At 63.7% G+C, this 12945-nt stretch carries 11 protein-coding genes; 5 read left to right on the top strand and 6 right to left on the bottom strand.

The window, feature by feature from the left end; genetic code table 11:
- Position 1 precedes the first annotated feature (1 nt).
- Positions 2-967, bottom strand: coding sequence for a hypothetical protein (locus AC0ZT5_RS04820; RefSeq protein WP_488495484.1), 966 nt, complete (start codon positions 965-967; stop codon positions 2-4).
- Positions 968-1125: 158 nt separating this feature from the next.
- Here AC0ZT5_RS04820 and AC0ZT5_RS04815 point away from each other — a divergent pair, with 158 nt between their 5' ends.
- Both AC0ZT5_RS04815 and AC0ZT5_RS04810 read left to right on the top strand, forming a co-directional pair.
- Entirely contained in the window at positions 1126-1710 is a 585-nt protein-coding gene (locus AC0ZT5_RS04815) for a nitroreductase family protein (RefSeq protein ID WP_477289066.1), read from the top strand.
- A gap of 1 nt (position 1711) precedes the next feature.
- Entirely contained in the window at positions 1712-2320 is a 609-nt protein-coding gene (locus tag AC0ZT5_RS04810; protein ID WP_488495483.1) for a flavin reductase family protein, read from the top strand.
- A gap of 16 nt (positions 2321-2336) precedes the next feature.
- On the opposite strand, the gene AC0ZT5_RS04805 is transcribed toward AC0ZT5_RS04810, so the two are convergent.
- A complete protein-coding gene (locus tag AC0ZT5_RS04805; protein WP_488495482.1) occupies positions 2337-3053 on the bottom strand; it encodes a TetR/AcrR family transcriptional regulator in 717 nt (238 codons plus the stop codon).
- A gap of 138 nt (positions 3054-3191) precedes the next feature.
- Here AC0ZT5_RS04805 and AC0ZT5_RS04800 point away from each other — a divergent pair, with 138 nt between their 5' ends.
- Together AC0ZT5_RS04800 and AC0ZT5_RS04795 are read left to right on the top strand one after the other, a co-directional pair.
- Positions 3192-3866 (top strand): methyltransferase family protein, encoded by a 675-nt coding sequence (locus tag AC0ZT5_RS04800; protein ID WP_488495481.1) that lies wholly within the window; start codon positions 3192-3194, stop codon positions 3864-3866.
- 322 nt (positions 3867-4188) lie between these two features.
- The gene (locus AC0ZT5_RS04795; protein WP_488495480.1) at positions 4189-6090 is read left to right on the top strand and encodes a CASTOR/POLLUX-related putative ion channel; all 1902 of its coding nucleotides are present in this window, start codon (positions 4189-4191) and stop codon (positions 6088-6090) included.
- Here AC0ZT5_RS04795 and AC0ZT5_RS04790 read toward each other — a convergent pair.
- Positions 6087-6968 (bottom strand): HpcH/HpaI aldolase/citrate lyase family protein, encoded by an 882-nt coding sequence (locus AC0ZT5_RS04790; RefSeq protein ID WP_488495479.1) that lies wholly within the window; start codon positions 6966-6968, stop codon positions 6087-6089. The two genes, AC0ZT5_RS04795 and AC0ZT5_RS04790, sit on opposite strands and share 4 nt — an antisense overlap.
- On the bottom strand, positions 6968-7420 hold the full coding sequence (locus AC0ZT5_RS04785; protein ID WP_027045910.1) for a MaoC family dehydratase: 453 nt from the start codon (positions 7418-7420) through the stop codon (positions 6968-6970). The genes AC0ZT5_RS04790 and AC0ZT5_RS04785 overlap by 1 nt, the downstream gene beginning before the upstream one ends.
- Before the next feature lie 153 nt (positions 7421-7573).
- On the opposite strand from AC0ZT5_RS04785, the gene AC0ZT5_RS04780 reads away from it, so the two are divergent.
- On the top strand, positions 7574-8695 hold the full coding sequence (locus AC0ZT5_RS04780; protein ID WP_488495478.1) for a DUF2336 domain-containing protein: 1122 nt from the start codon (positions 7574-7576) through the stop codon (positions 8693-8695).
- Here AC0ZT5_RS04780 and AC0ZT5_RS04775 read toward each other — a convergent pair.
- Positions 8692-10749 (bottom strand): FUSC family protein, encoded by a 2058-nt coding sequence (locus AC0ZT5_RS04775; RefSeq protein ID WP_488495477.1) that lies wholly within the window; start codon positions 10747-10749, stop codon positions 8692-8694. The two genes, AC0ZT5_RS04780 and AC0ZT5_RS04775, sit on opposite strands and share 4 nt — an antisense overlap.
- 44 nt (positions 10750-10793) lie before the next feature.
- Complete coding sequence (gene parE / locus AC0ZT5_RS04770; RefSeq protein ID WP_477227360.1) at positions 10794-12848, bottom strand: DNA topoisomerase IV subunit B; 2055 nt, start codon at positions 12846-12848, stop codon at positions 10794-10796.
- Positions 12849-12945 lie beyond the last annotated feature (97 nt).

Genomic DNA, 12945 nt, shown 5'->3' with positions numbered 1-12945 from the left:
GTTAATCAGCACCTTCTTCAGGATCAATCGCCGCGGCCTCGGTGGCCAGAACCTCGATTTCCTGGTTCTGTCCGGCAACGACCGTAAAATCCTTCTGGTAGATGCGGTCGCGGTTCTTGGCGATGATGGTGTAGTCACCCTCGGCGAGCACCATCGAGGCGAAGGCGCCGACGGATTCCTTGATCGGATCGCCGGATTCGTTGAGCAGCGACCAGGACGTGTCGGCGATCGCCTCGCCACCGCTTTCGCGCACCAGCTTCATCGTGATCTCGGCGGCATGATGCTCGACGGTGGCTTCGGTCAGCTTGCCGGCCTCGACGCGGATGTCGGAGCGGATGACCGCGTTGACCGCGCCATAAGTCGAGACGACATGGTAGGTGCCGGCGTTGAGCCGCACGACACTGTTGGGTTCGACATCGGGAATGATCAGCGCGCGCTCGCCATTCGGCGCGGCGGTGCCTTCGTAGATCGAGAAGCGCAGGTTCTTCGGTGGAATGCGCACCCCACCGGACAGAACCGCGTCGAGCTTGAGGCCGCCGGCGTCGAGCACGAGGCTTTCGCGCTTGGCGTCCTTGCCGACGACGGTGATGCGTTTGGTAGCGCCGGCCCGGCCATAGGAGGCATGAACCAGATAACTGCCGGGTTCGAGCTGGAAGACGGCGGTGCCGCCATGCGAGGAGGCGACCATCGGCAATTTGCCGTTGACGGCCTCGGGCTTGAAGACGCGCCAGACGATGCCACGGGTGATGTCGGCGCCCTTGTCGGTCAATTGGGCGGACAGGGTAATGGCGCCGGCGCTGCCGAGCGCCAGCGACCTCTCGCTTTTCGGCGTCGCGTAGCTCGAAATTCCGGGAAGCTTGAGATTGCCAACGCCATCCGCGTTCTGTGCCATGGCGAGCGAAACCGGCGCCATGAACAGCAAGGCGACCAACCAGACCAGGAAAAGACGCAGTGTCCCCTCAAACATGCCTTGCGTTGAAGCCCATGGCGGTGGCAATTTCAAGGCTTAAGAGTCCAACTGATACGACTCTTCCGTCCGGCGCGCCCCGCGCTATTGCCCGAGCCGCCCGAATTCCCGATGGTGCGCTTCAGCTCAAAACAGAGTGTTTTAGGAGACTTGCGCCCATGGCGTCGCCGATCATCGACTTCCTGCTGACCCGAAACTCCGCACCGATCCCTGAATTGAAGGAGCCGGCGCCGAGCGATGCGGAGATCGCAACGATGATCACTGCTGCCTCGCGGGTGCCCGACCATGGCCGGCTCGAACCCTGGCGCTTCATCATCTATCGCGGCGACGCCCGCGTCGAGATCGGCAGACAACTGGCTGCGCTTGCCGAGCAACGGGAGGGGCCGTTACCGGAAGGCCGCCGCAACCAGGAACTGGCGCGGTTCTCGCGTGCGCCGCTGGTGATCGGCGTGGTGTCGATCCCCAGGGAGAATCCAAAGATCCCGCAATGGGAGATGTTCCTGTCAGGCGGCATGGCGGCGATGAACCTGATGATATCAGCCAATGCTTTGGGCTATGGTACCAATATGATCAGCAACTGGTATTCGGATGTGCCCGAGGGCAGGGCGCTGCTGGGGCTGGCACCGCAGGAGCGCGTCATTGGCTTCGTCCATATCGGCTCCTACGCCGGCCCGGCGCCGGAGCGGCCCCGGCCCGATCCGGCGAAGCTCTATGCCGATTATTCGGGGCCATGGGCGGGCTGAAATGTTCTACGAACCTTCAAAGGGCCACGGGCTGCCGCACGATCCTTCGAAGGCGATCGTGGCGCCGCGTCCGATTGGCTGGATATCGACGCTGAACAGGGCCGGCGAGATCAATCTCGCGCCATACTCGTTCTTCAACGCCTTTTCGACGCGGCCCTTCATCGTCTGGTTTTCCTCCGAAGGCGAAAAGGACAGCGCCACCTTCGCGCAGGAAACCGGCGAGTTTGTCGCCAATCTGGTCAGCCGCGATCTCGCCGAGAAAATGAACCGCACGTCCGTCGACGCGCCGCGCGGCGTCAATGAGTTCGCCTATGCAGATCTTGCCATGGCTCCGTCACGCCTCGTCGCGCCACCGCGCGTGGCGGCAGCACCGGCCGCGCTCGAATGCCGGGTGACGGAAGTCTTTCGGCCAAAGGCGCTGGACGGATCGCCGACGAGCGCTGTCGTCGTCGCCGGCGAAGTGGTCGGCGTGCACATCGACGACGCCTTCCTGAAGGATGGCCTCTTCGACATCACCAAGGCCGGCAATGTCGCCCGTCTCGGCTACATGGACTATGCCAGCGTCAACGAGGTGTTTCCGATGCGTCGGCCGCGCTGGGACAAGGACTAAACACCCAGGCCTGCAGTCATTGCGCCTTGCCGCTATTCGTTCGCCGCCTGGCTGTCATGACGGCGCGCACGTAGCCGGGCTCGCCAATGCAAATGCTTCCGTCGGGGAGGCCGAGTATGCGGTCGAGCGCGATCTCGTAGAGCCTGACCCGATTCTCAAGGGCTTCGATCGCGACGTCCATGTCGGCGTCGCTGCCGCCGGCGATCGCCTTGGCAATAACGCCATGCGTGGCCATGCCGAACTGCATGACGATATCGGCGACGCCTTCCGGGTCGAATGTCCTGAAGGTGCCGTTTTCGACACCTTGCCTGATGATCTTGACCAGCAAGGGCGTAAACGACGCGCTGGCCGCCAGATTGATACGGTGGAAAAGCACCAGGTTGTCGGGTCGAAACAGCGTCTCGAAAAGAGCCCAGGCTTCGGGCGCGGTATCGATCTTGGCCCGCCGCGACTGGGCAAGCAGCCCATTCAGGCGGCCGAGCGGATCGAGGCCGGGATCGTCGAGCACGTCTTGCACGCCAGCCAGTGCCTGTCTGGCGAAGCGCTCGGCAAGCGCTTCCAGAAGGGCCTCCTTGGAAGGAAAGTAGTGATAGAAAGCGCCTTTGGACGCGCCGGCAGTTGTGATGACCTCGTTGAGGCTGGCTTTTTCATAGCCAAGCGTCAGGAACAGGGCCTGGGCGTGGTCCAGAAGCTCTTCTCGCCTGATTTCCGGATGCTTGATGACACGGGGCATGACCAAACCTTCTGCACGCGATGGCCGTTGCCGTCCAGTACGATGTCGAAGTTCGCTTGAACAGCAGACCATCGGTCGGTATAATAGACCGATGGTCTAGTTTGACCAAGCTGGCGGGGCGTATCGCGGAAGGTAGTCATGATCTCGAAGTTGATTCTCCAGACGTTCGTGTGGTTTGGCGTTATGGGTGCCTTGCTCTTCCTGTCGGCTGGCACGCTGAACTGGCCGGGGGCGTGGGTGTTCCTGGTGGTGATGGTGGGGCTCAGCCTCACCATGGGTGTGGCGTTGGCCTGGCGCGATCCCGGGCTGATGAATGAGCGGCTAGGCCCACCCATCCAGAAGAACCAGACAGCGGCCGACAAGGTCCTGTTGACCGTACTGCTGGCCGCTATCTTTGGTTGGCAGGCGCTGATGGGGTTCGACTTTCGTTTCGGCTGGTCCGCGGTTCCCGTTTGGGTGCGTGCGATCGGCGCGCTGGTCCTTCTGCTCGGAATCTGGATCTGCTACCTTACCATGCTGGAGAACAGTTTCGCCGCGCCCGTCGTGAAGATCCAGGACGAGCGCGGACAGCGTGTGATCAGCACTGGTCCCTATAGCTACGTCCGTCATCCGATGTATGCCGGCGCTATTTTCTTCTTCGCCGGTACGGCGCTCCTGCTTGGCTCCTGGTGGGGGCTGGCATCGGTGCTCGTGTTCGTCGCTCTCTTGGCCGTTCGCATATTCATCGAAGAGAGAACGCTTCGGACAGGCCTGCGAGGGTATGACAACTATGCGGCCCAAGTTCGCTACCGCCTGGTTCCGCTGGTCTGGTAATAGTTCTGCGTGTCCGTGCATCGATGACGACGCCAGGATTTCCCACCGCGACGATTGCCGTCTCTCATCGCCTTGACTGACGGCGTGAGGGCGGTGTTGAACCGTGATCTTGCCGGGAAGCCATCCAGTGCCGTCGTGAGCCGGTTCAGGAACGCGATCGGCTCACCAGGCGCGTGTGGCAGGTTCCCAATCACCGTGGATTGCATAGCCGTGAACACGCGAAAGCGATTCCCCTTTAATTAAACACACGCTAAGAGAGCGGCTTCGGCGATGCGTTGGGGTTGGCGCATCGACCTTGGGGATATTGCGGGGCACCGGCGACATGAAGAAACGAGATTCGCTGGGAACCCGGCTGCGCTACGGATTCGACAAGAGCATGGCCGCCGGCCCGATCGCGCTGATCGGCTGGCTCGCCGTTCTGTCGCTGCTGATCATCATCGCCGCGGCGGGTTTCCTTGCGGTGACCCGCATCGCTCCGGAGGGCGGCGAGCCGTTGAACTTTTTCGAAGCGTTCTGGGAATCGCTGATGCGCACGCTCGATTCCGGCACGATGGGCGGCGACACGGGCTGGGCCTTCCGTCTCGTCATGCTGTTTGTCACGCTTGCCGGCATCTTCGTCGTGTCGGCTCTCATCGGCGTGCTTAGCGCCGGCGTCGACAGCAAGCTCGATGAGTTGCGCAAGGGCCGTTCGCGGGTGCTGGAGACCGATCACACCATCATCCTCAACTGGTCGCCGTCGATCTTCGATGTCATCTCCGAACTTGTCATTGCCAATGCCAGCCGCCGCCGTCCGCGCATCGTCGTCATGGCCAATATGGACAAGGTCGAGATGGAGGACGAGATCGCGGCCAAGGTCGGCAAACTGGGCAACACGCGCATCATCTGCCGCAGCGGCGACCCGACCGATCTCTACGATCTTGCCATCGTCAATCCGCAGACCTCGCGGTCGGTTATCGTGCTGTCGCCGGACGGCGACGATCCGGATTCGCAGGTCATCAAGACGGTGCTGGCGCTGGCCAACGACCCGAACCGGCGCACCGACCCCTACAACATTGCCGCCGAGATCCGCGATGGCAAGAACGCCGAGGTCGCCCGCGTCGTCGGCGGAGCCGAGGTGCAACTCGTGCTGGCCGACCAGTTGATCTCGCGCATCGTCGTGCATTCGAGCCGGCAGTCCGGTCTTAGCAGCGTTTATTCGGAGTTACTCGATTTCGACGGCTGCGAAATCTACACGACAGAGCAACCGGAGCTCACCGGCAAGACCTTCGGCGAGGCGGTGATGGCGTATGAGCACTGCGCGCTGATCGGGCTTTGCGACCGCAAGGGGCGCGTCTATCTCAACCCGCCGTCGAACCAGATCATCCGCAAGGGAATCCGCGCCATCATCGTCGCCGAGGACGATGCGGCGATAAAGCTGGGAAGCACCTCGATCAAGATCGACGCGGCGGCGATCCTCGGCCCGCGGCCTATCGAGACGAAGCCGGAGCGCACGCTGGTCCTCGGCTGGAACCGGCGCGGTCCGATCATCACCTATGAACTGTCACGCTATGTCGCGCCTGGTTCGATCCTGACCATCGCCGCCGATACGCCCAGTCTCGAGCAGGAAGTTGCCGAACTGCCGGTCGCCGGCGACAATCTGTCGGTTTCCTGCCGCATCACCGACACGTCGAGCAGCACCGCGCTGGCAAGCCTGGACGTGCCTTCCTACGACCACGTGCTGGTCCTCGGCTACAGCGAAACCATGGCAGCGCAGCCCGCCGACACGCGTACGCTGGTGACGCTGCTGCACCTGCGCAAGATCGCGGATGATGGCGGGCAACACATCAACGTCGTCAGCGAGATGATCGACGTGCGCAACCGAGAGCTTGCGGCAGTGACCAAGGCCGATGATTTCGTCGTCAGCAACAGGCTGGTCAGCCTTATGCTGGCGCAGGCGTCCGAGAACCAGTACCTCGCCGCGATCTTCGACGACCTGCTCGACGAGAAGGGCTCCGAAATCTACATGCGCCCGGTCGCCGACTATGTCGACATCAACAAGCCGTTGACCTTCTGGACGATCGCGGAATCGGCGCGGTTGCGCGGTGAGATCGCCATAGGTTACCGGCGCATCCGCGCCGGGGAGGCCGACCAGCGGGCACTGGGGGGCGTCACAGTCAACCCGCTGAGGTCGGAAGCGCTGGCCTACCTGCCGGAGGACCGGATCATCGTGCTGGCGCGCGACTAAACTGAAATCCCGGCCGCCTTGGCCCGCGCCAGAAGCCTTTCGGCGAGCCGCAGATGCGGGCGGTCGACCATCTTGCCGTCGATGCCGACGACGCCGGGATTTCCCGCAGCCGCGAAAGCCGCGACGATTGCCGCCGATTGTCTCAAGGCTTCGGCCGAAGGCGTGAAAGCTGCGTTGATGACGGGCACCTGATCGGGGTGGATCGCCATCTTGCCGGTGAAGCCGTCGCGTTCGGCCTCGGCGCATTCCGCTTCGAAGGCGGCCATGTCGCGAAAATTCGGGAAGACGGTGTCGATCGCCGCAACCTCCGCCGCACCCGCGGCAAGGATGGTCATGGTGCGGGCCAGGCGGAACACGTCGGTGTAGCCGCCACGCTCGTCGCGTGCCGTGCGCGCACCGATCGCCGCCGACAGATCCTCGGCGCCCCAGGTGAGACCGGCAAGCCGTGCGCTTGTCCCGGCATAGGTGGCCGCCGCCAGCACGCCTGCCGGGGTTTCGGTAATGATCGGAAGGATCTTGATCGCGCCGTCGGCAAGGCCACTTTCGGCCTCGTGAACCCTGAGCTTTGCCGAGAGATGCTGCACATCCAGGCCGCTGTTTGATTTTGGCAGCATGATGCCGTCGGGCCTGGCTAAAACAACAGCAGCCAGATCGTCATCCGTCATGCCGGTCGACAGATCGTTGACGCGCACATAGATCACTGAGCCGGTTTGCGCCCTGCGTTCGGCGATGACGCGCGCCGCGATTTCGCGCGCCAGCGCCTTGTTGTGCGGCGCCACGGAATCCTCAAGATCGACGATGACCACGTCGGCGCCGGCGCCAAAACCCTTTTCCAGTTTCCGCTCGGAATCACCGGGGACGAACAACAGCGAACGCATCAGGCGGCCTTCTTCAGCATCATCGCTTGCCTCGTGCATTTAGCGACGAGATCACCGTTCTGATTGTAGGCGCGATGTTCGAATTCAACGATGCCGCGGTCGGGTTTCGACTTGGACTCGCGCACCGAAATCACTGTCGTTTCGACACGGATGGTGTCGCCATGGAAGACCGGGTGCGGAAACACCGTTTCCTTCATGCCGAGATTGGCGACCGTGGTGCCGACAGTGATATCGTTGACCGAGATGCCGATCATGAGGCCGAGCGTGAACAGCGAGTTGACAAGCGGCTTGCCCCATTCGCTCTTGGCGGCAAAATCGAAGTCGATATGCAGTGGCTGCGGGTTCAGCGTCATCACCGAAAACAGCATGTTGTCGCTTTCCGTGACGGTCTTGCGCAGCGTGTGCTGGAAGACATGGCCGACGACGAACTCTTCCAAATAAAGCCCGGCCATATCCTACTCCTCTACCGCCTATGGGGTTGATAGGCGCTGCATTCAGGGCTCGCAAGCCAGTTAATGAACATGGTGAACCGTTCGTAAACCTTTTCTGCCTACCGTCTGCACGGGGCCAGGAACCGTTCTGGCAAGGGGCGTAAGCAGGCGGTAATGGTTGTTTCGCATTTTTTGAAATGGATTTGCACCGCCAGGGTCTCGGAGCGCGCCGCCGCGGCCAATGCGCTGGCTCGTGCCTACGTCAATTCCGACCTGCCTTTCGAGGACCGCTGCGCCGCCGAGGCGGCGCTGACGCTACTGCTCGACGACGCCTCGTCGAAGGTGCGCCTGGCGATGGCCGAAGCGCTGTCGATGAGCCAGCACGCCCCGCTGCAGATCATCAGCGCGCTGGCCTCCGATCAGCCGGAAGTGGCCGGCGTGGTGCTGGCACGCTCGCCGCTGCTCACCGATACCGATCTGATCAATCGCGTGGCCGGCAGTCCGAAGGTGACGCAAAAATTGATCGCCGACCGGCCGTTCGTCTCAATGGCGCTGTCGGCGGCCATCGCTGAGATCGGCGAGGCGGAAGCCTGCGCCGTGTTGCTCGCCAACAGCGGCGCCGACATCGCCTCGCTCAGCTTCCGCCGCATGGCCGAACGCCACGGCCATCTGCCCCTGGTGCGCGAGGCGCTGATATCGGATGCCCGCCTGCCTGCCGACTGCCGGCACATGCTGCTCGTCAAGCTCGGCGAGATGCTAAAAACTTCGCCCCTGGTCATGGCCTCGATGGGCGCGGCGCGAGCCGACCGCGTGACGCGCGACGCCTGTGTCAAGGCTTCGGTGACGCTGATCGAGGGCACGCGCCAGGAAGAACATGCGGCGCTGATCGAGCATCTCAGGCTGCGCGGCGATCTCACTGCGAGCTTCCTCATCCGCACCATCACGCATGGCAAGGTCGATTTCTTCGGCTCGGCGCTGGTCGCGCTCAGCCAGCAATCCGAACAAAGGGTGAGGGCGCTGCTGGCCGGCGGGCACGATGTGGCCTTGCAGGCGCTGTTTCGCAGCGCCGGCCTTGCCGCCGTCACGCATGCCATCATCCTGCGCGCGCTGAAAATCTGGCGCGAGGTGGCCAACGGCAAGCGTGTCGCCGGCGTTCAGGAGGTCAGCTGGCTGATGCTGAAGGAATTGGGCGGACAGTCAGCGCAAAGCGATCTCGCCACACTTGTCAAGTCGATCCATCTCGATGCGCTGCGTGAGAATGCGCGGGGTCATGCGCTGGCGATCGCCGCGGCCTAGCCTTTATCCCTCGCGAAGAAATCGGGAAAATCTTCCATCGCGGCGGCAATGATGCGCAGCGATGCCGCGATCTGCAGCATCTCGTTGCGCTGCGCTAAGCTCGTCGCATACTGCCGGGCGACGGCGACGGTCGACGTTTGCGGATCGCCGGGTGCGCGGAAGAGCAGTTCCCGCGCCAGCCCCCTCAGAAAGTTGGCGATCGAAAGCGCGGTCTCGGATGGGATGGCATGGCCCTGGCTTGCGTCGCGCAACCGCAGGACTTCCAAGCCGACGGTGACGGCGGCGACGCCGCCGCCCAGAACCGCATCGCCTTTCCTGCCGGCATTCTGCACCAGCGGCATCAGCTGGTTGATGCGGTCGTAGGCGAGGCTCTCGAAGGCTGAACGCCTCGGCACGCGCTCATGCAGGCAAAGCCGCGCCAGATCTTCGCGCATGGCGCGCACGATGCGGTTGGCCGCAAGCCATGGATCGGCGGGCAGCACGAGGATGAAGACACCGATCGCCAGCAGGATGCCGACCAGGATCGACGCCGAGCCGGCGAAGAACGGGCCAGGATTGTAGGTCATCGCCTGATGCGGACTGAGGAAGGCGAGGAAGTTGATGGCGAAGGCCGTCGCCACGCCGACATGGCGCGGATTGGCCATGGCGAGCGCAGTCGGCACCAGGATCGGCACGACAAGCAGCATGAACCAGCCGAAGCCGGGCAAAGCGGGCAATGCGACCTGGCCGATGAGAAAGGCAAAGGGAAGCGCCAGCAGCGTTCCCTTGAAGAAGCCCCAGGACACTTGGACAGGGTCGGGGCGAGCGGCAAACAGGCTCGACACGACGGCAACGAGAATGACTGTGCCTGCCGCTTCCGACCATTTCGTCGTCAGCCAGAAGGCCGTGACCAGCAAGGTGGCAAGGGCAGCGCGCACGGCATTGCGCGATGCGCCGGCGTAGTCACGGTGCACCACCAGTGCGGGTTGCCTGCTGCCCCCGGCAGGGCGCGTGACAGGCGCGCGCAAGGCGTCGAGGCCGCGCAGCACCTGCTTGAGCGCCTCGGCGAAATCGGCGGCGATGGTGAGGCGGGTGATGGTGCCAACCCTGTCGTCGCCCGGATCGGCCGAGGCATCGGGCATTTGCCGGGCCTTGACCGAGATCGCGTCGAGCCGGGCCACCCAGGGGGCGGTGTCGTCCAGCGCGCCGGGTTTGGCGGCCAGTTCGCTGACCAGTGCCTGCAACTCAGAGCGCACCGGAATGAGTGCTGCGTTCTTCGGCGCAGCGTGCGAATGCAGCGCTCGCGCCGCCGACAGGGCGGAGAGCAGTTGTCCGATGGTGCGCCGGACCGGATGGGCGCGCGGCGCGAAGCTCGCCGTTTCGAGCCTGGCATAGGCGCGCATCTCGCCAAGCGTCTGGGTGTCGGCAACCAGCTTTCGGTGCAGGCCCGACAGGATCGCCGGATCGCCGCCGGAGAATGCGCCACCGGCATAGGTGGCAAGATCGAGGATGCAGCGTTTCAACCGCGAGATGATGGCGTCGCTGGCCAGTTTGGGCAGGATCAGCCGGCTGGTCAGGCCGGCGCAGACAATGCCGAGCACGATTTCGGCACAGCGTGCGACAGCTAGATCGACGACGAGGTGCGGCTGTCCGAAGGCAGGCAGGCCGATGATCATCGCCGTGTAGCCGGCAAGGGCAGCACCATAGGCTTCGGGGTTGCGCAATAGCGACGAGACGAAGGTGCAGATGCCGATCCAGACGGCAAGCACCGTCACCAGCACCCAGGGGCTGGTGCCGAAGATCGTGGTGATGCCGATCGCCGCAATGCCGCCGGCAAGCGTGCCGAGCAGCCGGTAGAAGCCCTTCGCCAGCACCATGCCAGCGACGGGCTGGGCGACGATGAACACCGTCATCATGGCCCACTGCGGGTGGTCGAGCTCAAGGGCGTAGGCGACCAGAAGCGCGATCAAGCCGGCCGAAACGGTGCGCAGCGAGAAAATCCAGTCCGAACGCGTCGGTTGCGTCAGCCCGGCCAAACTGGTTTCGAAATAGCCTTTCAGCCGCGCCCAGGTCACATGCCGGTCTCCGCAAGTCGAGCCTGTTATGGACCGGCTGGCGGCTAGATATCCAGCACTTCCGTCTCGGCGAATTCGGCGCGTTCCTGGATGAAGCGGAAGCGGGCTTCAGGCTTGGTGCCCATCAGCGCGTCGACCGCGTCCTTGGTGGCGGCCTCGGCGTCGATGACATCGATGCGAAGCAGCGTGCGCTTTTTCGGATCCATGGTGGTTTCCTTGAGCTGCGCGGCCATCATCTCGCCCAGCCCCTTGAAGCGGCCAAGCTCTACCTTGCCGCGCCCGGTGAACTCGGTGCGCAGAAGCTCGTCCTTGTGTGCGTCGTCGCGGGCATAGGCGACCTTGCCGCCTTGCCGGATCGAGTATAGCGGCGGCACCGCCAGAAAGAGATGGCCGCCACGCACCAGCGCCGGCATCTCCTGGTAGAAGAAGGTGATCAGCAGCGAAGCGATGTGGGCGCCGTCGACGTCGGCGTCGGTCATGATGATGACGCGGTCGTAGCGCAAATCCTCGTCGCGGTATTTCGACCGCGTGCCGCAGCCGAGCGCCTGGATCAGGTCTGAAATCTGCTGGTTGCCGGCAAGCTTGTCATTGCCGGCGCTGGCGACGTTGAGGATTTTTCCGCGCAGCGGCAACACGGCCTGGCTAGCACGGTCGCGTGCCTGCTTGGCCGAGCCGCCGGCCGAGTCGCCTTCGACGATGAACAGTTCGGCGCCGGCCGCGGCATTCTGCGTGCAGTCGGCGAGCTTGCCCGGCAGCCGCAATTTGCGCACCGCGCTCTTGCGTGACACCTCTTTTTCCTGGCGCCGGCGCACCCGCTCGTCGGCGCGCGCGATCACCCATTCGAGCAGCTTCGAGGCTTCCTGCGGATTGTCGGCCAGCCAATGGTCGAACGGATCGCGGATCGCGGTCTCGACAATGCGGATTGCCTCGATGGTCGCCAGCCTGTCCTTGGTCTGGCCAACGAATTCGGGCTCGCGGATGAACACCGACAGCATGCCCGCCGCCGAGATCATGACGTCTTCCGAGGTGACAATCGAGGCGCGCTTGTTGCCGACGAGATCGGCATAGGCGCGCAGGCCGCGCGTCAGCACGTTGCGGAAACCGGCCTCGTGGGTGCCGCCTTCGCCGGTCGGGATGGTGTTGCAGTAGGAATTGATGAAGCCGTCGCCGCCGAACCAGGTCACCGCCCATTCGAGCGAGCCATGGCCGCCTTGCCTGTCGCTCTTGCCGGCGAAGATTTCGCGCGTCACCTGGAACTCGTCGCCAAGCGATGCCTTGAGATAATCCTTCAAGCCGCCGGGAAAATGGAACTCGGCCTTGGCCGGCGTCTGGTCCTTTTCCTTGATCAGCGACGGGTCGCAGGTCCAGCGGATTTCGACGCCGCCGAACAGATAGGCTTTCGAGCGTGTCATGCGGTAGAGCCGCGCCGGCTCGAACGCAGCGCCCTTGCCGAAAATCTGCTCATCGGGGTGGAAGCGGATCTTTGTGCCGCGCCGGTTGTGAACCTCGCCCAGCTGTTCCAGGCCGGTTACCGGCACGCCGCGCGAAAAGCGCTGGCGATAAAGCTGGCGGCCCCGCGCGACCTCGACCTCGAGATGGTCCGACAGTGCGTTGACCACCGAGACGCCGACGCCATGCAGGCCGCCTGACGTCTCGTAGACCTTCGAGTCGAACTTGCCGCCCGAATGCAGCGTCGTCATGATCACTTCAAGCGCCGGCTTCTTGAATTTCGGATGCGGATCGACCGGGATGCCGCGGCCGTTGTCGGTGACGGCAAGATAGCCGTCGGCGGAGAGCTCGACATCGATGAAGGTGGCATGGCCGGCAACCGCCTCGTCCATCGAATTGTCGATGACCTCGGCGAACAGGTGGTGCATCGCCTTGTCGTCGGTGCCGCCGATGTACATGCCTGGCCGGCGCCGCACCGGCTCCAGCCCTTCCAGAACCTCGATGTCGGCGGCGCTATAGCCCTCGCTGCCATCCTTGGTCGCGGCGGGACGCCTGGTCGCCTGCACCAGCGGATCCGCCGGGCGCGCCGGTGTGCGGACCGGTTGCGGCTGCTTGTCCAGATTGCCGAAAAGATCGTTGTTGTCGTCCATGCCTGCCATAGAGTCCGATGCTGCGAATCACCTCGCGATACTGGCACGCTTTTCAGCGCCAAGCGACCGAGGTTCCTGTTCCGTTCGGGGAATTGCC

The organism is Mesorhizobium sp. CNPSo 4670 (assembly GCF_057784235.1).
Note: the sequence above shows the minus strand (reverse complement) of the source record. Positions and strands in the feature narration are given on the sequence as shown.